This is a genomic window from Amycolatopsis sp. YIM 10, assembly GCF_009429145.1.
Taxonomy (GTDB): Bacteria; Actinomycetota; Actinomycetes; order Mycobacteriales; family Pseudonocardiaceae; genus Amycolatopsis.
Genome location: NZ_CP045480.1, coordinates 6,673,590 through 6,692,818 on the forward strand (window position 1 = coordinate 6,673,590; position 19,229 = coordinate 6,692,818).

21 protein-coding genes are annotated in these 19,229 nt (G+C 70.1%); 9 read left to right on the plus strand and 12 right to left on the minus strand.

What is annotated here, in order from left to right:
- Positions 1-10: 10 nt before the first annotated feature.
- Positions 11-1,087 (minus strand): SRPBCC domain-containing protein, encoded by a 1,077-nt coding sequence (locus tag YIM_RS50130; RefSeq protein WP_153033781.1) that lies wholly within the window; start codon positions 1,085-1,087, stop codon positions 11-13.
- A gap of 183 nt (positions 1,088-1,270) precedes the next feature.
- Here YIM_RS50130 and YIM_RS31500 point away from each other — a divergent pair, with 183 nt between their 5' ends.
- Both YIM_RS31500 and YIM_RS49380 read left to right on the plus strand, forming a co-directional pair.
- Positions 1,271-2,302 carry a potassium channel family protein gene (locus tag YIM_RS31500; RefSeq protein ID WP_153033782.1) on the plus strand — a complete coding sequence of 344 codons (1,032 nt, stop codon included), beginning with the start codon at positions 1,271-1,273 and terminating at the stop codon, positions 2,300-2,302.
- A gap of 350 nt (positions 2,303-2,652) precedes the next feature.
- Positions 2,653-2,835: a hypothetical protein gene (locus YIM_RS49380; RefSeq protein ID WP_228004122.1), complete on the plus strand. Its 183-nt coding sequence runs from the start codon at positions 2,653-2,655 to the stop codon at positions 2,833-2,835.
- Here the strand turns inward: YIM_RS49380 and YIM_RS31510 are convergent, their stop codons facing one another.
- The 6 genes from YIM_RS31510 to YIM_RS31535 form a co-directional block, all read right to left on the minus strand.
- Positions 2,836-3,156, minus strand: coding sequence for a helix-turn-helix transcriptional regulator (locus tag YIM_RS31510; protein WP_153033783.1), 321 nt, complete (start codon positions 3,154-3,156; stop codon positions 2,836-2,838).
- A gap of 43 nt (positions 3,157-3,199) precedes the next feature.
- On the minus strand, positions 3,200-4,924 hold the full coding sequence (locus YIM_RS31515) for an aminotransferase class V-fold PLP-dependent enzyme (protein WP_153033784.1): 1,725 nt from the start codon (positions 4,922-4,924) through the stop codon (positions 3,200-3,202).
- Positions 4,921-5,694: an amino acid ABC transporter ATP-binding protein gene (locus tag YIM_RS31520; protein ID WP_153033785.1), complete on the minus strand. Its 774-nt coding sequence runs from the start codon at positions 5,692-5,694 to the stop codon at positions 4,921-4,923. Before YIM_RS31520 ends, YIM_RS31515 begins: the two co-directional genes overlap by 4 nt.
- Positions 5,684-6,610 carry an amino acid ABC transporter permease gene (locus YIM_RS31525; protein WP_153033786.1) on the minus strand — a complete coding sequence of 309 codons (927 nt, stop codon included), beginning with the start codon at positions 6,608-6,610 and terminating at the stop codon, positions 5,684-5,686. The genes YIM_RS31520 and YIM_RS31525 overlap by 11 nt, the downstream gene beginning before the upstream one ends.
- Positions 6,597-7,547 carry an ABC transporter substrate-binding protein gene (locus YIM_RS31530; protein ID WP_153033787.1) on the minus strand — a complete coding sequence of 317 codons (951 nt, stop codon included), beginning with the start codon at positions 7,545-7,547 and terminating at the stop codon, positions 6,597-6,599. The genes YIM_RS31525 and YIM_RS31530 overlap by 14 nt, the downstream gene beginning before the upstream one ends.
- Positions 7,548-7,672: 125 nt before the next feature.
- Entirely contained in the window at positions 7,673-7,942 is a 270-nt protein-coding gene (locus YIM_RS31535) for a hypothetical protein (RefSeq protein WP_153033788.1), read from the minus strand.
- A 111-nt stretch (positions 7,943-8,053) separates the two neighbouring features.
- Here YIM_RS31535 and YIM_RS31540 point away from each other — a divergent pair, with 111 nt between their 5' ends.
- A complete protein-coding gene (locus tag YIM_RS31540; protein ID WP_153033789.1) occupies positions 8,054-8,557 on the plus strand; it encodes a GNAT family N-acetyltransferase in 504 nt (167 codons plus the stop codon).
- Positions 8,558-8,564: 7 nt separating this feature from the next.
- Here the strand turns inward: YIM_RS31540 and YIM_RS31545 are convergent, their stop codons facing one another.
- Complete coding sequence (locus YIM_RS31545) at positions 8,565-11,231, minus strand: sugar-binding domain-containing protein (RefSeq protein ID WP_153033790.1); 2,667 nt, start codon at positions 11,229-11,231, stop codon at positions 8,565-8,567.
- A 137-nt stretch (positions 11,232-11,368) separates the two neighbouring features.
- On the opposite strand from YIM_RS31545, the gene YIM_RS31550 reads away from it, so the two are divergent.
- Positions 11,369-12,049 carry a histidine phosphatase family protein gene (locus YIM_RS31550; RefSeq protein ID WP_153033791.1) on the plus strand — a complete coding sequence of 227 codons (681 nt, stop codon included), beginning with the start codon at positions 11,369-11,371 and terminating at the stop codon, positions 12,047-12,049.
- Here YIM_RS31550 and YIM_RS31555 read toward each other — a convergent pair.
- The 4 genes from YIM_RS31555 to YIM_RS31570 form a co-directional block, all read right to left on the minus strand.
- Entirely contained in the window at positions 12,039-12,776 is a 738-nt protein-coding gene (locus YIM_RS31555) for an ABC transporter permease (protein WP_153033792.1), read from the minus strand. The two genes, YIM_RS31550 and YIM_RS31555, sit on opposite strands and share 11 nt — an antisense overlap.
- 140 nt (positions 12,777-12,916) lie before the next feature.
- On the minus strand, positions 12,917-13,399 hold the full coding sequence (locus YIM_RS31560; protein WP_194239809.1) for an MmpS family transport accessory protein: 483 nt from the start codon (positions 13,397-13,399) through the stop codon (positions 12,917-12,919).
- Between the two features lie 103 nt (positions 13,400-13,502).
- Entirely contained in the window at positions 13,503-14,978 is a 1,476-nt protein-coding gene (locus YIM_RS31565) for an SDR family oxidoreductase (RefSeq protein ID WP_153033794.1), read from the minus strand.
- Positions 14,979-15,017: 39 nt separating this feature from the next.
- Entirely contained in the window at positions 15,018-15,959 is a 942-nt protein-coding gene (locus YIM_RS31570) for a threonine/serine dehydratase (RefSeq protein ID WP_194239810.1), read from the minus strand.
- A gap of 41 nt (positions 15,960-16,000) precedes the next feature.
- On the opposite strand from YIM_RS31570, the gene YIM_RS31575 reads away from it, so the two are divergent.
- Genes YIM_RS31575 through YIM_RS31595 form a run of 5 tightly spaced genes read left to right on the plus strand, consistent with a single transcriptional unit; the run spans position 16,001 to position 19,228 of the window.
- A complete protein-coding gene (locus YIM_RS31575; RefSeq protein WP_228004123.1) occupies positions 16,001-16,735 on the plus strand; it encodes a helix-turn-helix domain-containing protein in 735 nt (244 codons plus the stop codon).
- Positions 16,732-17,607, plus strand: coding sequence for a hypothetical protein (locus YIM_RS31580; RefSeq protein ID WP_153033796.1), 876 nt, complete (start codon positions 16,732-16,734; stop codon positions 17,605-17,607). The genes YIM_RS31575 and YIM_RS31580 overlap by 4 nt, the downstream gene beginning before the upstream one ends.
- On the plus strand, positions 17,608-18,039 hold the full coding sequence (locus YIM_RS31585) for a GNAT family N-acetyltransferase (protein WP_153033797.1): 432 nt from the start codon (positions 17,608-17,610) through the stop codon (positions 18,037-18,039).
- A gap of 58 nt (positions 18,040-18,097) precedes the next feature.
- Entirely contained in the window at positions 18,098-19,084 is a 987-nt protein-coding gene (locus YIM_RS31590) for an aldo/keto reductase (protein ID WP_153033798.1), read from the plus strand.
- A 3-nt stretch (positions 19,085-19,087) separates the two neighbouring features.
- On the plus strand, positions 19,088-19,228 hold the full coding sequence (locus tag YIM_RS31595) for a hypothetical protein (protein WP_153033799.1): 141 nt from the start codon (positions 19,088-19,090) through the stop codon (positions 19,226-19,228).
- Position 19,229: the final 1 nt, after the last annotated feature.

Below are 19,229 nucleotides of genomic sequence, written 5' to 3' on the forward strand. Positions count from 1 at the left end.
CCTCGTCCGGTCAGGAAGTCCTGCGCACACGATAGGTCAGATGCTCGGCGGCCGGGGTCGAAACCGAGCCGACCCGGTCGAGCCGCAGGTGCGTCCCGGCCGTGAACAGGCGCGTACCGCCACCGAGCACCACCGGCGCCACGTGCAGCACCAGCTCGTCCACCAGCCCGGCGTCCAGGAACGCCCCGCAGGTTTCGCCGCCGCCCATGATCATCACGTCCTTGCCGCCGGCCGCCGCGTGCGCCTGCTCCAGCGCGCTCTCCAGCCCGTCGGTGACAAAGGTGAAACGACGGGACAGGCGCACGTTCTCCGGCACCGAGTGGGTGAGCACAAAAACCGGCGGCGCGTCGCTCTGGTCGCGTTCGGCGCCGTAGCCGACCTCGTCGTTCCAGCCGTTCGGCCCGTCGACGATGTCGAACAACCGCCTGCCCATGATCACCGCGCCGGACCGGGTGTACGAGGCGTCGAGCACCTCCTTGTCCCGCTCGTTCGCGCGCTCGCTCATCGCCCACAGGTGCAGGTCGTCGCCACCGACGCCGAGGCCCTGCTGCTCGTTGGCGTCCGGCCCGGTGACGTAGCCGTCCAGCGAAAGGGAAATGTCCACCACGACCTGTCCCCTTGCCGGGCCCACCAGCGCGGCGAGCCGGTCCATCGAGTCGCGGATGCCGTGCTCCATCCCGCTTTCCACCATGCTGTCGCGGGCTTCGACGGTCGGGAAGACGCTGCGTGTGCACATCCGGGTGCGACCGCCTTCCAGACCTTCGAAGGTGGAGGATTCGAGGCTGACGTTGCCCGGCCAGCCTTCGAACTCGAAGGTGCGGACGATGGTCTCGTCCGGCACGACGGTGTGGAAAACCCCGTTGAAGTAGTACTCGCCCTCGCGGTCGGCGTGCACGTACCGGTAGCGCCCGCCCGGGCGCGCGTCGTGTTCGAGGATGCGGATCTCGACCTCGCGCGGGCCCAGCCACTGGGCCACCAGCTCCGGGTCGGTCGACGCGCGGAAGAGCAGCGACGGCGGGGCGTCGAACTCGCGGACCACCTCGATGAACGGGGTGCCGGGCTGGGCGGTGATCGTCGTGCCGGTCATCTCTGGCTCCTTTGTCAACCAAGTTGTTTATCAACGACTACGTTGACCATAGGCCGCCACGTGCACGGCGTCAAGCCGCGGCCGGGGCGTGATGATCCCGTGACGCCATTCGCCCCACGAATGGAGCAGCGCGCGGTTACGGTGTCCGGAACCTGGAGGAACGAGGCGAAGGGGAGGTATCGGATGCCCGTCTTCCTGCTGCGGCTCATCCGCCGCGCCCTCGGCTCACGCGTCGGCCTGCCGCCGCTGGCCGTGGTGCTCTTTGTCTTCGTCACCAGCTGGCCACTGATGCTGCTGGCCGAACCGGCGGGCAGCGAGCTGATCCAGCCGGCCAACTTCTGGTGGTGGTTCGTGGTCACCGCGTCCACGGTCGGCTACGGCGACTTCTACCCGGAGTCCACCTGGGGCCATGTGGTCGGCGCCTACGTGATCATCGGCGGGATCGCCACGCTGACCACGCTGTTCGCCCAGCTGGCGTCGATGATCGAGAAACGGAGGGGACGCCGCATGCACGGATCCGGCACGCTGGAGGTGGCCGACCACGTCGTGGTGCTCGGTTACACCCCCGGCCGCACCGAGCGCATCCTCGACGAACTGCACTCCGACCCCACGCTCCGGCTGGTGCTGGCGGCCTGGCCGGAGGTGGAGACGAACCCGCTGCCGGAGCGCACGGTCGAATTCGTCCGCGGCGATCTCACCACGGAGAACACGCTGCGACGGGCGTGCGCGCACCGCGCCCGTGCCGTGCTCATCGACGCGCGCGACGACAACGAGGCGCTGGCCGTGGCCGTCACGGTCGACCATCTGCAGGCCGCCGCGCACGTGGTGGTCGCGCTGCGCGACCTCGACCGGGCGAACCACTTCCGGTACGTCAGCGAGTCGATCCACTGCGTGCAGTGGCACAACCCGCACATGCTGACCGAAGAGCTGCAGGACCCCGGGATCACGCAGGTCTACGAGGAAATCATGACCCACGGCGGCACCGGGAACACCTATTCGCTGCGACTGCCCGAAGCCACCGCCTTCGGGGACTGCCAGATCGCGCTGGGCCGGGAGCACAACGCGACCGCGCTGGCCGCGCGAACCCCGGAGAGCCTGCTGGTCAGCCCGTCCTGGGACACGGTTTTACCGGTCGGTTCGGTGCTCTACTTCGTGTGCCGTCGTCGCATCAGCGAGGCACAGTTGAGCGCCGCGCTGCGCCTGAACAAGGTGTGACGCCGAGCGGGAATCGTCGGAGACAATGGCGGCGTGAACGCGAAGCCACCTACAGCACAGGAACGGTTCACCGATCCTGACGTGTCGCTCTACGCCTTGGCGGAGGACGCCGTCCAGGTGGTGTGCCCGGTCTGCCAAGGTCGCGCCGAGGTGGCGCCGTGGCTCGATGGGGAGCCACGTGGCCTTCACTCGACCTGGTGGCCTCGCCGCCTGGTGTGCCGCACCTGTGGCCAAGTCAGGAACTGGCCTGGCGAGGCCAACGACACAATGTCGTGCTGGGGTGGCCCGGTTGATCCGTACTTCCGCCAACCGCTGTGGCTGCGAGCGGATTGCTGCGGGAACCGGACCCTGTGGGCATCAACGAACGCCACCTGGACATCTTGGCGGACTACGTCGGCGCCCGGCTCCGTGAGCGCGCCGAGCGTCCCGGGCTGACCATGCCGGCCCGGCTTCCGGCGTGGCTGAAGTCGGCCGAGCATCGCGCTGAGATCCTGCGGGTCATCGGCAGGCTGCGAGCTTCCCTCACCCCTTGATCAGGAGTTGGTCTCCAGATCGGCTTTGAGCTCGGCCAGCGCGGAGATCTGCTCCTCGGTGTACTTGTCGATCCAGCGGTTGTGGATCAGGCGGATCGGCACCGCGTTGAGGAAGTGCAGCTTCTCCCGGCCGGATCGCTTGGTGAGCACCAGGTTCGCCTCTTCGAGCACCTTGAGGTGCTTCATCACGCCGAACCGCGACATCTCCAGCTCCGACTCCAGCTCGGTGAGCGTGCGCCCGTCGCGGGCGAAGAGCAGGTCGAGCAGGAACCGGCGCGTCGGGTCGGCCAGTGCCTTGAACACCCGGTCGTCGTCGGTCATCACGCCAGGATACGTGACCGAAAAGTCACACGCCAACCGTGGGTCATTTACGGGTTTCGTTGAGGTAGTTGTAGATCGTGTACCGGGTGACCTCCAGTTCGGCCGCCAGGAAGTCCACCGAATCCTTGATCAGGAAGAACCCCGCCTCGTCCAGTTCCCGCACCACCGCGGCCTTGTGCGGCTTCTTCATCAGCTCGACCGGGATGGCCACCTTCTCCACCGCCCGCTCGATCAGGAACCGCTGCAGGCTGTCCACATCCGGCGGGAAGCTCTCCCGGCGGACCCCCGCGGTGTCGTCCACGTCGTCGGTTTCGCTGTTCACGCACAGGCAGCCGATCGCAGTACCGCCGGCGTCGCGCAGGAACATCGTCGACGAGCGGATCGGCCGCCCATCGGGGCCGTGCGTCTCGTAGTTGATCAGATCCTGCGTGGTGCCGCGGCGGACCAGGCCGAGCAGCAGGTCGGTCATCGGCCCGCCCGCGTCCCGGCCGGTGAGCCCGCCCGCGATGGCCACGATCGAGTCCGGCAGCCGCGACAGGTCGTGCAGCACCACCTCGTTGCCCGGCCCCAGCATCGCGGCGAGCCCGTCGACCGCCGGGATCAGCGCCGCGAGCACGTCGTCCACCTCGCCCGCGACCCGCGCCGGGGTGCCGCCCACCGAAACCGCGGGCCGGGTCAGCCGGGAAAGGGTCAGCCGCAACGCTTCGGCGGCACCGGCGTGCGTCGAGGCGTGCGGGGAAAGGCGGACGTGCTCCGGGCGCACGGTGGCGGTGATCCCGTCGGCCTTGAGCGCGGCGCCGACGCGTTCGCTCGGCACGTCGCCGAGGGTGAACGCCAGGATGCCGCCGCGGCGTTCGGTCGCGGAGACGATTTCCCCGCCGCACGAACGGATCACCTCTTCCAGCTCGCCGACCCGTTCGGCGATCCGCGCCTCGATCGCGCCGACCCCGGCCTGCTCGACCAGTTCCAGCGCGGCGGCGAAGGCGCCCGAGGTGACCGGGCTCAGGTTGCTGATCGACCACGAGGCCGCGGTGTCCGCCGCCGGGTGGATCTCGTCGTCGAACAGGCCGGGATCCCGCGCTCCGGTCCAGCCGGACAGCAGCGGCTCCATGCGTTCGCGCGCCCGGTCCGACAACACCGCGAACCCGGTGCCCCAGCCCGCGCGCAGCCACTTCTGCCCACCGGCAACCAGCACGTCGGCCACTTCCCACGGTGCCTCGACCACACCGAAGCCCTGGATGCCGTCGACCACCAGCAGCCGATCACCGACCACCTCCCGCAACGCGCCGAGATCCGCGCGATAGCCGGTGCGGTAGTCGACCGCGCTCACCGAGACCACGGTGATCTCCGGCGTCAGCGCCGCGGCGACCGCCTCCGGCGTGACGTATCCGCCGGGCAGCCAGCGCACCTTCGCCCGGCCTGCCTGCTCCGCGCGTGCCCACGGATAGGTGTTCGCGGGGAACTCGCTCGCCGACACCAGCACCTCGCCGGTGGCGTTGAACGCCGCCTGGAACAACCCGGTGCTGGTGTTCGGCACCAGCACCACGTGGTCGGTGTCGGTACCGCACAACCGCGCCACCGCCGCCTTCGCCCTGACCTCCTGCAGCATCAGGTCGTCCACAGTGGACTGACCGGCCTTGACCGAGCGGTCCAGCAGGGTGGCGGTGGTGTCCAGCACCGCGTGCGACGGCGGGCCGAACCGGGCGAAGTCCAGGTAACCGGGGGTTTCGTCGAACTGCACCAGGTAGCGCGCGGAGATCCGGTTCACGACAGCACCCGCGCCAGGAACTGCCGGGTGCGCTGCTCGCGCGGATCGCCGAGCACCTGCCCGGGCGGCCCGGTCTCCACCACCGCGCCGTCCGCCATGAACACCACCTCGTCGGCGGCTTCCTTGGCGAAGGCCATTTCGTGTGTCACCACCAGCATCGTCATCCCGTCCTCGGCCAGCCCGCGCATCACCTCGAGCACCTCTCCCACCAGCTCCGGGTCCAGTGCGGAGGTCGGCTCGTCGAACAGCATCAGCTTGGGGCGCATGGCCAGCGCCCGCGCGATCGCCACGCGCTGCTGCTGCCCGCCGGACAGCTGGGCGGGGTAGTCACCGGCGCGGTCCGCGAGGCCGACGCGGTCCAGCAGCGCCATCGCGTTCTCCCGCGCCTCGTCCGCGCCGATCCCGCGCACCCGGACCGGGCCCTCGACCACGTTCTGCAGCACGCTGCGGTGCGCGAACAGGTTGAACCGCTGGAACACCATGCCGATGTCGCGGCGCTGCTTGGCCACCTCGCGCTCACGCAGCTCGTACAGCTTGCCGTGGCGCTCGCGGAAGCCGATCGGCTCACCGTCGACCCACACCTGGCCGCCGTCGATCGGCTCGAGATGGTTGACACAGCGAAGGAACGTGCTCTTGCCCGCCCCGGACGGGCCGAGCAGGCAGACCACCTGTCCTTTTCGGACGGACAGGTCGATCCCGCGCAGCACCTCGGCCGAGCCGAACCGCTTGCGCACGCCGACCGCGCGCAGCAACGGGTCCTCAGATGGCATCTTTCCCCCTCCGCAGCGGCACCGTGCGCAACGCCCGCGCCGCCCGTGACCACGGTCCCGCCGCGCCGCCCGCCCGGTCGGCGGCACCGAAGGCGCGTTCCAGGTAGTGCTGGCCGATCCCGGCCACGGTGACCACCACCATGTACCAGATCGCCGCCGCCAGCAGGGTTTCCATCACCAGCAGGTTGTTCGACGAGATGTTGTTCGAGGCGTGGATCAGCTCGGTCACCCCGATCACCGAGGCCATCGAGGTCGCCTTGAGCATGTTGATGAAGTCGTTGCCGGTGGGCGGGATGATCACCCGCATCGCCTGCGGCAGCACCACCCGGCGCAGCGTGGTGGCCGGGGTCATGCCGATCGCCTTGGCCGCCTCGGTCTGCCCGCCGTCCACGCTGTTCAGCCCGGCGCGCACGATCTCGGCCATGTACGCGCTTTCGTTCAGCGTCAACCCGAGCAGCGCCGCGACGAACGCGCTGACCAGCACGTTGGTCGGCTCGTGCAGCAGGTAGCCGCCGGTGAACGGCAGCGGGATCGAGATGAACTCGAAGACCAGCGCCAGGTTGTACCAGATCAGGATCTGCAGCAGCACCGGCAGCCCGCGGAACAGCCAGATGTAGACCACCGCGAACCAGCGGGCCACCGGGTTCGCCGAGCGGCGCATCAGCGCGACCACGATGCCGAGCACGATCGCCAGCCCCTGCGAGATCACCGCCAGCAGCACGGTGTTCAGCAGGCCGACGGCCATCACCCGGTACCAGAGGAACTCCGGCACCGACTCGTAGTCGATCTTCGCCTGGGCCAGCGCCACGCCGAGCGCCGCGAGCAGCGCCAGGATGATCGCGCCGCTGACCCACCGGCCCCAGTGGCGGAGCCGGACGATCGGCAGCTCAGTGGCAGGCAACTCACGAGCCGCCATTGAGCTTCACCTCGCCGACCGCGCCCTGCTCGACGCCCCAGGCCCGCAGGATCTCGTTGTACGTGCCGTCGGTGACCAGCGCCTGGAGCGCCTTCTGCACGCTCTGGGCGAGTTCGGCGTTGCCCTTGTTGACCCCGATGCCGTACGGGCCGCCGTTGATCGGCTCGCCGGGGATGACCTCGAAGAACTGGCCTTCACCGGCGGTCTTCGAGATGTAGACCGCGCTCGGCAGGTCGTTGAGCACCGCGGCCACGCGGCCGGTGCGCAGCTGGTTCTGGTTCTGCGTGTCGCTGTCGGTGGCGGTGACCGTCACCTCGGGCTTGCCTGCCTGCTTGCACTGCTCGCTCTGCTCGGTGGCGTACTTCTGGTGGCTGGTGCCCTGCACCACGGCGACCGCCTTGCCGCACAGGGTTTCCGGGCCGTTGATCCCGTCCGGATTGCCCTTGCGGACCATGATCGTGATGCCGGAGGTGAAGTAGTCCACGAAGTCGATCTGCTGCTGGCGCTCGGCGGTGTCGTTCATCGCCGCCATGGTCAGGTCGATCCGGCCGGACTGCAGGCTGGTGATCAGCGAGCTGAACGCCATGTCCTGGTGGGCGACGGTGAGCCCGAGCTTGGCGCCGATCGCCTTGGCCAGGTCGACCTCGTAGCCGACCGGGGTCTTGCCGTCGGCGGCGTAGAAGTTGTTCGGCGCGGACTGCAGGTAGGAGCCCATGCGCAGGGTGCCAGCCTGCTTGACCGCGGCCGGCAGGGCCGCGTTGAGCTGCTCGTCCTTGGTGATCTTGGCGAGCACCGGCGCGGTGTCCGGCACGCCTGCCGACACCCCGCCACCGGGCTGCTGGGCTTGTCCGCCGCCTGCCCCGTCCGGCCCGCCGCCACAGGCGGTCAGGGTCAGCGCGAGCAGCGCGAGAGCAGGCACGAGTTTTCGAGCGGGCATGGGCCACCTCCGCGACCAGGGGAAATGCTGGAGCAGGACGCTACAACTCGTTGTTGAAGACGTCAACTACGAGTTGAAATTCCTGTCTTCCCCGCTGGACCCGGTGGACCGGGCGGCCGTCAGCCTCAGTCGATCGCCCCCCCGCGCCGGGCGCACGAGACCACGGACGGGCGCGCCGAAGGCCCGCGGCGGCGCCAGTCGTCGAGCACCAGGTGCACCACTCGGCGCGCCTGCACCGGGATCTCCACCGGCAGCTCGGCGGACTCCCCGTCGACCGCGGCGAACTCCCAGTTCGCCACCCCGCCGCCGATGATCTCGGCGTAGCGCTCGGCGGCCAGCCTGCTGCGGAACCGCACTCGCTGGCTGGTGATGCGGCTGGTGATCTCGACCGCCATGACGCCCTCCCGAAGCTGGAGCCGGCCCCGATCTTCCCCATCGGAGCCGGCCCGATCAGTAGAACACATGTTCGATCGAGATGCGAGCCCGGGTTGTGCCAGGCTGGTCCGATGCTGATCCGACCAGCCGGAACCGGGGACGAACTCGGCGTGGCGACCGTGCACGTCCGGTCGTGGCAGGCCGCCTACCGCGGCCTCCTGCCCGACGCCTACCTCGACGGCCTGCGTCCGGAGGATCGGGCGGCCGGCTACAACTTCGGCACCTCCGATCCCGAGCGGATCCGGCCGATCGTGGCCGTCGACGGGGACACCGTCCGCGGTTTCGCCGCGTTCGGCCCCTCACGGGACAACACCGACGGCACCGACGGCGAGCTGTACGCGATCTACGTCCACCCCGGCCACTGGGGCGGCGGATACGGCCGGGCCCTCATCACCGAGGCACGACGCCTCCTCGCCCAGCGCTACCAGCAAGCGATCCTGTGGGTGCTCGTCGGCAACGACCAGGCGCGGCGCTTCTACCTCGCGGACGGCTGGGCCGACGAGGGAACCAGGCGCACGGACGAGATGTTCGGCGTGACGGTCGACGAAACCCGCTTCCGCCGAACGCTGCGGTGACCCCGGGTCAGTACCGCCCCGGCGCGGCCACCACCACCGGATCCACGTTGTGCCCGGCCAGTTCGACCACCGGCGCGGCACCGCCGAGATCGGCCGTCCGGTAGGTGGCCGACAACCGCAGCGTCTCGCCCGGCCACAGCGTCACGTAGTTGTCCGACCAGTCCGTGGGCAGCACTTCCGCGCCGCCGGCGCCCTTGCGCACGGTCGCCCTGACGAAGAAGGCCACCTGCCCACCGGTCGCGGTGTTGGTCAGCGTCACGTCGGTCCGCGTCCGGTCACCCTCCACAGTGGACTTCGCGTTCGCGCTCACCGTGCCCTTCGGCAGGGCGTTCAGCCCGGTCAGATCGGCGTAGCCCGACTGGGGCGTGTGGTACCAGGTGGAAGAGGCGTAGTCGAGCGTGTCCGCCTTGGTGGACAACCAGTACACATTGCGGTCGAGCACCTTGCCCGCGCCGTCGGTGAGCAGCAGGCGGGTGAAGTAGGTGGCCGACAGCCCAGCTGGTTGTGGTAGCGCGCCCACCCGGACCGAGCCGTTCGCCTTGGCGTCGACCGGGCGGACCTCCTTCGCCTTCTCCGTGCCGTCCGCGTTGAAGACGGTCACCTCCACGCGCAGTCCCGGCACGCTTTCGAGCCCGGTGTTGACCACGGCCAGCGATTTGTCGTCATACGAATACTGGACGTGCAGCGGCCGCAACGCGGTCTTGGCCCCGAAATACGAACCCGCGGTGTCGAGATAGTAGTCGTAGAGGTGCCAGTACGCGGTCGGCCAGGCGTCGTTGAGCATCCAGTAGATCACCCCGGTGGCCGGTTTGGCGGAATCCGACCAGTCCCGCCCGAACGCCTCGAACTGCGCGCGGTTCGTCTCGTAGTTGGCCAGTTGTGCCTTGCGCACCAGGTCTTCCGGGTTCGCGGGCTTGCCGTAGCGGCCGTCCAGCGCGGTGCCCCAGAAGGACAACTTGTTGAAGGTGGTGCTCGGCGACAGGTGGTACTGCGGAGCGTTGTAGTCGGTGAGCTTGCCGATGTCCTCCGGGGCGAGGAACTTCTTCAGCTCGTCCATTTCCGGAATGGTCGGTCCGGGACCGATTTCCGACGCGAAGCCGAACGCGCCGCCCTTCTGCTCGTTGTACCAGTAGTTCGGCGGTTCCCACCAGTACGGGCCGTCCATCTTCATGCCGGGACTGCCCAGCTGCGGCGAGCTGATCGCCTTCGCCGAGGAGATCACCGGCAGTTCCCAGTCCGCCCGGTTCAACGCGTCGAGATAGATCTTTTCCAGCCCGGCGCCCGGCGCGGCGTCACTGCCGATCATGAAGCCCAGCATGCTCGGGTGATTGCGCACGCGCTTGGCTTCGCTTTCGGCGGACCGCCCGGCGACAAGATCGTCCTCGGCATCGAAGGAACCGTAGTCCTCCCATTTCGAGCAGCATTCCCAGCCGGTGAGCAGCATGATGCCCAGTTGGTCGGCCAGCTCGTAGAACTCGTCGTTCTCCGGCTTGCCTTCGAGCCGGATGGTGTTCATTCCCATCGAACGCACGAGATTCAGCTGATCGCCGATGCGACGCAGATCCGTGCGCAGGAACAGGTCCGAGGCCCAGCCACCACCACGCACGAGGAACGGCTTGCCGTTGACGGAGAATTCGCGCGCGCCCTGGTTCAGCCGCGAAGTCACCTCGCGAAGGCCGAACTTCGTCTTCACCGAATCGGAGAGTTCACCGCCGACGGTCGCGTCGAGTGCCGCTTCGTACATCGGCTGGCCACCCATGGTGAACGGCCACCAGACCTTCGGCTGGGCGATCTTCAGCGCGGGCGTGTCGGCGGGCGAGAAGGTGATCGTCCTGGTCTCGCCGGGAGCCAGTGAAATGGTGCGGTTGAGCGGAATCTCACCGACCTTGCCGGTGATCTCGGTGGTCACCGGCTGCGCGGTGTTGTTGCGGACGTCGGCCTTGACGGTGACATCAGCGCTGCTGAGGTCCGGCAGCGGCAGGTCGCCGTCGGCACGGATGTCGCGCAGGGAAACCGCGCCGCTGCGGGTCAGCTGCACATCGCGGAACAGGCCCTGGTTGCGGTCGGGCGGGAGCTGCGCCCAGTCGATGAAGTGGATCGCCAGGTCCTGCTGCGGGTCCGAGGGCATCGCCTTGATGGCGATCGCGTTGTTCCCCTTGCGCAGCAAGGAGGTCACGTCGAACTCGTGCGTCGGGTAGGCACCGATGACCTGATCGGTACCGGCCACCTTGGTCCCGTTGAGCCACACCTCGCCGCGCGCGATGATGCCGCCGTTGAGCTTGAGGAAGGTGTGCGCGCCCGGTTGCGGATCGGCGGTGAAGGCCTTGCGGTACCACCACGGCACGGTGAACTCCGAGCGTGCCGCCCGTTGCAGGTTGGTGCCGTAGTTGACGTCGCCGTACTTGCCGTTCGCGACCAGCCCGGCCATCACGGTGGACCGGGCGGGCGCGGGGTACCAGCCGCTGTCGTCGTAAGCGGGTTGCGAGAGCGCGTCACCGCCGACGGTGACCACCTTGCTGGTCTGCAACCGCCAGTCGGGAACGGTGCTGGTCTGGCCGTGCGCGGCGGGCGCGGACATCGGGGCTCCGGCAGGTGTCGCCGGTCCGGCGGTCTGAGCGGACAAAAGGGGCACGAAGACCGCCAGTGCGGCGAGCAACTTCGGCAAACGGCGCATGGCTGCTCCCGGGAGTCAATGGTCCAAACCACCCTGGAACACTTTCCGATTTCCGGGCAAGGGGCCGTCGAGTCAATTCTGGCGCGGAGCGCTCCGTTGAGGGTGGCGGCGGGTGGCGGGTGGGATACGTTTCAGGCGTGACGATGCCCGAGGAGCCCGCCGAGCCCGAATACCGCCAACGCCGCTTCACCGCTCCGCCGGGCGCGGCCGACCTGCTGCTGATCCGCCACGGCGAATCCGCGCCCGCCCGCCCGAGCCGCCCGTTCCCGCTGGTCGACGGCCAGGGCGATCCCGAACTCGCACCGGACGGACTGACGCAGGCCGAACTGATCGCGAAGCGGCTCGGTGACGAGCACTTCGACGCCATCTACGTGACGCCCTTGCAGCGGACCGCGCAGACCGCGGCGCCGCTGGCCGCACGGCTCGGCCTGACCCCGCGGCTGTGTCCCGAACTGCGGGAGATCTTCCTCGGTGAGTGGGAGGGCGGCGTGTTCCGGCAGAAGGTGGCCGAGCGCGACCCGCTGGCCGAACGGCTGTGGGCCGAGGAGCGCTGGAGCGTGGCACCCGGCGCCGAGGACGACGACGCGTTCGCCGCGCGCGTGCGCACGGGGATCGAGCGCATCGCCGCCGACCACCCCGATCAGCGGGTCGCGGTGTTCACCCACGGTGGCGTGATCGGGCAGGCGCTCGCGCTGGCGGCGCGGTCACGGCCGTTCGCCTTCGTCGGCGCGGACAACGGCTCCATCTCGCAGCTCGTGGTGCACGGGCCGCAGTGGATCGTCCGGCGGTACAACGACATCGCGCACCTCACCAGCTGATCCGGCCGAACGCGACGAACTCCACGGTGGCCAGCACGGCGACCGACTGCGCGGCGAGCAGGCCGATCAGCACCAGCAGCTGCGCCACCCCGGCCTGCACCGGACTCGCGCCGCCGAGCAGCATGCCGACATACGCGCCGGGCAGGGTGACCAGGCCGACCGTGCGGGTCTGGTCGAGGCCGGGGATGAGCGCGTATCCCGCGGACGGACGGCAGATCTCCAGCGCGGCGGCGCGCGGCATGAAGCCGAGCGCGAGCGCCGCCTCGTATTCGCCGTGGCGGGTCTTGAGTTCGTCGAGCGCGCGGCGGCCCGCCTGCGCGGTGGCGGTCATCGCGCCGCCGATGACGATGCCGGCGATCGGCACCACCACGATCGGTTTCCACGGGACCACGCCGGTGGCCAGCACCAGCGCGAGCACCGGCACCACCCCCGCGGCGATGGACGCGGCGAACCACGGCCAGCCGCCGGGTGCCTTGACGCGCCGGTAGGCGGTGAACGAGGCGACGGCGAACATGAACAGCACAAAGCCCGCCGTCCACCAGCCGGAGCGCAGGATCGCGGTGATCACCAGCGAGACGGCGGCCAGCTGGACCACCGCGCGCACCGCCGCGATGAGCACCGCCCAGCCGGAGCCGAGCCCGCCGCGCCACACGACCGCGGCCGCGACCAGCACGAAGAACCCGAGCACGACGGCGAGCAGCGGTCCCGCCTCGATTGCAGCGTTCACCGGGCTGATCCTGCCCGACGCGGGGGCCTCGTGCCGGAAGGCAGCAGTGCCGTGAAAGCCATCTTCACGGCAGGCCGGTCACCGGGGTGCGCCGCATGCCGTGCTGGCGGCGCTCACGGCATGCGGCGCTCGGAAAGTGGTCACCGGCTGTGCGAGCAGGTCACCACGTTCTTGGCCACCGTGGTCGACTTCTGGGACACCACCTGGCCGTCGACCACGATCCGGCAGGTCAGGATCCCGGCCGACGGGTTCTGCGCCGAGATGCTGAAGTACCCCGAACTCGGGGTCAGCTGCTCCAGGGTCCGCGACCACGGCAGCTCGGCGCTCATCTCCTGCGCCACGGTCAGCTCGTTGCCCACGTAGGTGATGTTCCGCGCGCCGTGGTCCCCGCTGAGTTCGTAGGTGACGTACTTCGACGGCACCGGCGGCGCCACGGGTGCCACGTGGTCGGCACGCAGGCGCGGCTGCTGCTGGTTCGACCTGGCCGGGCGCTCCCCCGCGGTCACCTGCAGCACGATGCTGGCGGCCCCGACCACGGCCACGCCGAGCACCAGCGAAACCGCGCCGAGCAACCGGCGCGCTCGGCGGTCGGCTCGCAGTTTTGCCTCTTCGGCTGCTGTCACGGGTGCCGCTCCCCACGTCACCGCGCCCCAGTTCGGGCACGCTGTCTAATACTCGCTTAATCGCGTAGACCTGTTACCCCCGAAGGTCGGAATATTTGCACATTCACTCTTTCGGGCGTTCGGCCGTTCGCACGATGTTGCGCACCATGCCGCCGAACACCAGTCCGTGGAACGGCGCGACCGACCACCAGTACAGGTGCCCGGCCAGTCCCTTCGGCACGAAGACCGCCCGCTGGCGGTACGTCGAGCCCGACTCCGAGGACTCCGAGGAGTCCACCGCCTCCACCGCCAGCTCCAGCCACGCCTGTCCCGGCACCTTCATCTCGGCCCGCAACCGCAGCAGCTCGCCGCGCTCGATGGCCTCCACCCGCCACCAGTCCAGCGCCTCACCGAGGTGCAGCCGTTGCTGGTCACGCCGTCCGCGCCGCAGGCCGACCCCGCCGACCAGCCGGTCCAGCCAGCCGCGCACCGCCCAGGCCAGCGGGAACGAATACCAGCCGTTGCTACCGCCGACGCCCTCGACCACCCGCCACAGCGCCTCCGGCGACGCCGCGCACGGTGACCGCCGGTGATCGGTGTAGACCGAGCCGCCGGTCCATTCGGGATCCGACGGCAGCGGCTCGGCCGGCGCGTCCGGCACCGACGCGCCAGCCCAGTGGGTGGGCACCTCGGCGTCGCGAATTCTGGCCAGTGCCAGCTCAACGGCCTGCTCGTAGCTCACCAGGCCCTCCGGCGGCGCGGGCACGTACCGCTCGATGTCGTGCTCACGACAGACCATTTCGTGCACGAGTGAATCGATCAGCGGCCGCGCGATACCCCGCGGCACCGGCGTCACCAGGTTCACCCAGTGCGACGAAAGGCGGGGCGTCAACACGGGTGCGGGCACCATCACTCTCCGGATTAATCCGGAAACGACGGCGTAGCGGCGCATCATCTCCTGATAGGTGAGCACGTCCGGCCCGCCGATGTCGAAGGCCCGGTTCACCCCGGACGGCAGTTCCGCGCAGCCGGTCAGATAGCGGAGCACGTCCCGGATGGCGATCGGCTGCACCCGGTTGTGCGCCCACTTCGGCACCACCATCACCGGCAGGCGCTCGGTCAGGTAGCGCAGCATCTCGAAGCTGGCCGAACCGGAGCCGAGAATGATCGCCGCCCGCAGCACCGCGGTCGGCACGCCGGAGCGCAGGAAGATCTCGCCGACCTCGGCACGCGACGCGAGGTGGTCCGACAGCTCCTCGCCTTCGGGTTTCAGCCCGCCGAGGTAGACGATGCGGCCGACACCGTTGTCACGGGCGGCCTCCGCGGTGAGCAGCGCCGCCTGCCGGTCGATCCCGGCGAAGCCCTTCTGCGAAAGCGAGTGCACGAGGTAGTAGAGGACGTCGACGCCTTCGGTGGCCGCGTGCAGGCTGTCCGCGTCGAGCACGTCACCACGCACGATCTCGACCTCACCCGCCCACGGCACGTCCCGCAGCTTCGACGGGTCCCGCACCAGGCACCGCACCGAATACCCCGCCGCGAGCAGGCCGGGCACGAGTCTTCCTCCGATGTAACCGGTAGCCCCGGTGACCAGACAGCGCATTCACGCCATTCTCGGGCACCGGCCCCGATCCGGCAGTGCTCAGGCGAGCCGCGACAGGTCCGCGTTGCCGCCCGAGATGACCATTACGGTGACCCCGCCCTGCGGCGCCTGGACCACGCCCGTGCGCAACGCGGCCAGGCAGACCGCCGACGCGGGCTCGACCAGCAGCTTGCTCGACTCGACCAGCTCGCGCCACGCCGACTGGATGGCGTCCTCGCCGACTTCGACCACTTCGTCCGCATAGGCCTGGACGTGCGGCAGCGTGTGCTCACCGGCGAAGGGCGCGGTCAGCCCGTCCGCCACGGTCGCCGACGGATTGTCGAGCCGCACCACCGCGCCCGCGGCCAGCGCCTGGCTCATCGCGTTCGAGGTGGCCGGCTCCACCCCGACCACGCGGGCCGACGGCGCGAGCTTGCGCACGGCGGCGGCCACCCCGCTGAGCAGACCGCCCCCGCCGACCGGCACCAGCACCAGATCGGGTGACGGCCCGTCGGCACACAGCTCCAGCCCGGCCGTGCCCTGCCCGGCGATCACCTCGGACTGGTCGAACGGGTGCAGGATCGGGAAACCGTGCCGCTCGGCCAGCTCACCCAGCGTGGTGGCGAGGTCGTCGGTTGGCACGATCTCGCCGCCGAACCGCTCCACGTTCGCCACCTTGGACGGCACCGGCTTGCTCGGCATCGCGACGATCACGCGCACGCCGAGCCGCTGGCCCGCGTAGGAGATGGCGGCCGCGTGGTTGCCCGCGGAGAAGCTGACCACGCCCTCGGGCAGCTCACCCCGCTCCTGCCAGGCGAGCAGCGTGTTCAGCGCGCCGCGGACCTTGAAACTGCCCGCGTGCTGCAGGTTCTCGGCCTTGAGCAGCACCCGCGTGCCTAGTTCCTGGGAGAGGCGCTGGTTGTCGACCAGCGGGGTGCGCAGCACCAGTCCCTCGATGCGGGTCGCGGCGTCGGAGATGTCGTCGATGGTCACGAGGTCCACATCTCCGACGGTACCGCGCGAAATTGTCGGGGGTCCGGGGCATGATGACTGGTGTGTACCGCGAACTGCCCGCACCCGCTCCACTGCGCTCGGTGGTGCGCTGCCGGTGGCTGTCGGTGGCCGGGCCCGGTGACGGCAAGCGGATCGTGCCGGACGGCTGCCTCGACCTGATCGCCGGTGGTGACCGGGTTTTTGTCGCCGGGCCGGACACCGGGGCCTGGTGGTCGCGGCAGCCGCCGGGCACGAGGCTGCACGGCATCCGCTTCCGGCCTGGCCACGCGCCACGGGTGCTCGGCGTGCCCGCGGACGAGCTGCGTGACCAGCGGATCGACCTGGCGGAGCTGTGGGGTGCGCGCGGGCGGCGGCTCACCGAGCAGGTGCTGAACTCCCCAGCCGATCTGATCGACGTGATCGGCGTGCCGGAGGACGACGCGGATCCCGCGCTCGACGTGGTGCTGGCCAGGCTGGATCGCGGGGTGCCCAGGGTGTCCGCCGCGCTCACCGGGCTGGACCTCGGCGCCCGCCAGTTCCGCCGACGCTTCGGCGCGGCCGTCGGTTACGGGCCGGCCACCTACTTGCGGGTGGCGCGGCTGCGGCGGGCGATCGAGCTGGCCGGGGACGTGCCGGAGCTGGCCACTCTCGCGGCCGAGGCCGGGTACGCCGACCAGGCGCACCTGAGCCGGGACTGCCGCGAGCTGACCGGTGCCACCCCGTCGGCGTACTTCCGTTCTGTTCAAGACGCGGCCGCGCGGCCGCTCCTACGGTCTTCGGCATGAACACCGAAAACAAGGTCCGGGCCGGGGAGTTCCTGGCCACCCACGCACGACTGCTGGAGCGGCGGATCGCCGAGGTCCGCGGCGGCCGGCCCGAAGCCGCGTCCGGGGTGATCGCGGCGCTCGCCGCCCACCGCAATCCCGACGGCGGGCTCGGCCACGCGCTCGAACCCGACGTCCGCGCACCGGAGAGCCAGCCCCTCGCGGTCGATTTCGGCCTGCAGGTGCTCAGCGAACTGGTCGAGGCGGTGCCGTCGATCCGGGACGAGGCCAAGGAGTTCGCCGCCGGTCTGCTGCCGTACCTCGCGTCGGTGGCGGCGCCGGACGGCGGCCTGCCGATCGTGACGCCGTCGATCGCCGCGCACCCGCGAGCCGAGCACTGGGGTGCCGGTGAGTTCCCGCCAGGGCTCAACCCGACCGCGAACATCGTCGCCCGGCTGCGCGCGCTCGGGCTGTCGTCAGCGTGGCTCGATGAGGCGGATCGGTTCTGCCGCAAGGAAATCGAGCGTGCACTCGACGGCGAGCCGGACGCGCACACCGCGATCAACGTGCTGACCTACCTGGAAAGCACGGACGACGCGGAGCTGATGGCGACCTTCGAGGCCAAGGTGCCCGAGCTGACGCTGTTCCACCTCTACCCAGGCGCCGGTTACGGGCTCACCCCGCTGGAGTTCGTGCCGAGCCCGGAGAGCCCGCGTGCCCGGTTGTTCCCGCGGGAGGCCATCGAGGCGCATCTGGACCAGCTCGAAAAGGAACAGGAGGCCGACGGCGGCTGGCCGGTCGGCTGGGCTCCGCCGGGGCCCGCGGCCGAGCTGGAGTGGCGCGGCGTGATCACCCTGCACGCGATCAGTCAGCTCAACGCCTATGGTCGCTGAATGATCCGGCGAGCCGGCGCGGCCGACGCGCCCGCCGCAGCTGAGGTGTGGCTGCGCTCGTTCGCCACGCTCGGGGTCCGGCGCGCGCATTCGGCCGACGAGGTCCGCGCCTGGTTCGCCGGGTTCGTGGTGCCGCAGCTGGAAACCTGGGTGTCGGTGGCGGAGGATTCGGTCACCGGGCTGCTCGTGCTGGACGGGCCGGAGCTGGCGCAGCTCTACCTCGATCCGGACCGGCGCGGCCAAGGCCTGGGCGACCGGTTCGTGGCGCTGGCGAAGCGGCAGCGGCCCGATGGCCTGGAGCTGCGGACGTTCCAGGTCAACGAACCGGCGCGGCGGTTCTACCGGCGGCACGGGTTCACCGAGGTGGCGTGGTCCGACGGCAGCGACAACGAGGAGGGCGAGCCCGACGTCAAGCTGACCTGGTCGCCATAACCGGCGGTTATCACGGCAGGTCTTCGACGGGCCGCGACGCCGGCGCCAGGATGAGGGCATGACCCTTCCCACCCGCTCGCTCGGCGGCCTCGACGTCTCCGCCATCGGCTTCGGCGCGATGGTGCTCTCCCCCGGCATGTACGGCGAGATCGACGACCGGACCGCCGCCCGCGCGCTGAACCACGCCCTCGACGCCGGTGCCACGCTGATCGACACCAGCGACGGTTACGGCGCGGACGGGCACAATGAAAAGCTCATCGGCGAAGCCATCCGCGCCCGCCGCGACGAGGTCGTGCTGGCCACGAAGTTCGGCTTCCGCGTGCCGGAAGGCGCCGAGGCGCACGCTTTCCCGGTGGACTACGCGTTCGGCGAGCTGGCGGTGAACGCCGAGCCGCGCCACGTCCGCGGGTACGCCGAGCAGAGCCTGCGCAACCTCGGCACCGACCGGATCGACCTCTACTACCCGCACTTCCCGGATCCGGTGGTGCCGATCGAGGACACCGTCGGCGCGGTGGCCGAGCTGGTCGAAGCCGGGCTGGTCCGCCACCTCGGTCTGTCCAATGTGGATGCCGGACAGCTGCGGCTGGCGCACGCCGTGCACCCGGTCAGCGCGGTGCAGGCGCAGTGGTCGATGTGGCAGCCGATCGAGCCCGGACTGCTCGCCACCGCCCGCGAACTCGGCGTCGGCGTGGTGGCGTGGAGCCCGCTCGGCAGCGGTTTCCTGACCGGCACGGTGACCGCGGTGCCCGATTCGGACTTCCGCCGCAACATCCCGCGCTTCGACGCCGGGAAGCTGGCGGCCGGCAACGACAAGTACGCCCCGGTGCGCGCGATCGCCGCGGAGATCGGCGTCAGTGCCGGGCAGCTCGCGCTGGCCTGGCTGCTGCACCAGGACCCGGCCGTGGTGCCGATCCCCGGTTCACGGACGCCGGCGCACATCACCGAAAACCTCGAAGCCGCCCGGATCGTGCTCACCGACACCACCCTGGCGCGAATCGACGAGGCCCTCCGCGAGTTCACCCACGACCATCAGGAACAGCGGTAGCGCGTGGGAGTCTTTCCGGCGGTGCGCGCCTGCCAGCCATCACCGAGCGAAGTACTCGGTACCGACGTGCCGGTGCCGGCCACGATCGGTTACCTCCTGCGGAACGTGACCGGCTTCGTCGCCGATCTGCACAGTCGACCGTGAG

Bases quoted from the DNA above. Each gene is read 5' to 3' on its own strand.
- YIM_RS50130 (WP_153033781.1), bottom strand. From the start codon at position 1,087: ATGACCGGCACGACGATCACCGCCCAGCCCGGCACCCCGTTCATCGAG.
- YIM_RS31500 (WP_153033782.1), top strand. From the start codon at position 1,271: ATGCCCGTCTTCCTGCTGCGGCTCATCCGCCGCGCCCTCGGCTCACGC.
- YIM_RS31510 (WP_153033783.1), bottom strand. From the start codon at position 3,156: ATGACCGACGACGACCGGGTGTTCAAGGCACTGGCCGACCCGACGCGC.
- YIM_RS31520 (WP_153033785.1), bottom strand. From the start codon at position 5,694: ATGCCATCTGAGGACCCGTTGCTGCGCGCGGTCGGCGTGCGCAAGCGG.
- YIM_RS31525 (WP_153033786.1), bottom strand. From the start codon at position 6,610: ATGGCGGCTCGTGAGTTGCCTGCCACTGAGCTGCCGATCGTCCGGCTC.
- YIM_RS31530 (WP_153033787.1), bottom strand. From the start codon at position 7,547: ATGCCCGCTCGAAAACTCGTGCCTGCTCTCGCGCTGCTCGCGCTGACC.
- YIM_RS31535 (WP_153033788.1), bottom strand. From the start codon at position 7,942: ATGGCGGTCGAGATCACCAGCCGCATCACCAGCCAGCGAGTGCGGTTC.
- YIM_RS31540 (WP_153033789.1), top strand. From the start codon at position 8,054: ATGCTGATCCGACCAGCCGGAACCGGGGACGAACTCGGCGTGGCGACC.
- YIM_RS31545 (WP_153033790.1), bottom strand. From the start codon at position 11,231: ATGCGCCGTTTGCCGAAGTTGCTCGCCGCACTGGCGGTCTTCGTGCCC.
- YIM_RS31565 (WP_153033794.1), bottom strand. From the start codon at position 14,978: ATGCGCTGTCTGGTCACCGGGGCTACCGGTTACATCGGAGGAAGACTC.
- YIM_RS31575 (WP_228004123.1), top strand. From the start codon at position 16,001: ATGATGACTGGTGTGTACCGCGAACTGCCCGCACCCGCTCCACTGCGC.
- YIM_RS31580 (WP_153033796.1), top strand. From the start codon at position 16,732: ATGAACACCGAAAACAAGGTCCGGGCCGGGGAGTTCCTGGCCACCCAC.
- YIM_RS31585 (WP_153033797.1), top strand. From the start codon at position 17,608: ATGATCCGGCGAGCCGGCGCGGCCGACGCGCCCGCCGCAGCTGAGGTG.
- YIM_RS31590 (WP_153033798.1), top strand. From the start codon at position 18,098: ATGACCCTTCCCACCCGCTCGCTCGGCGGCCTCGACGTCTCCGCCATC.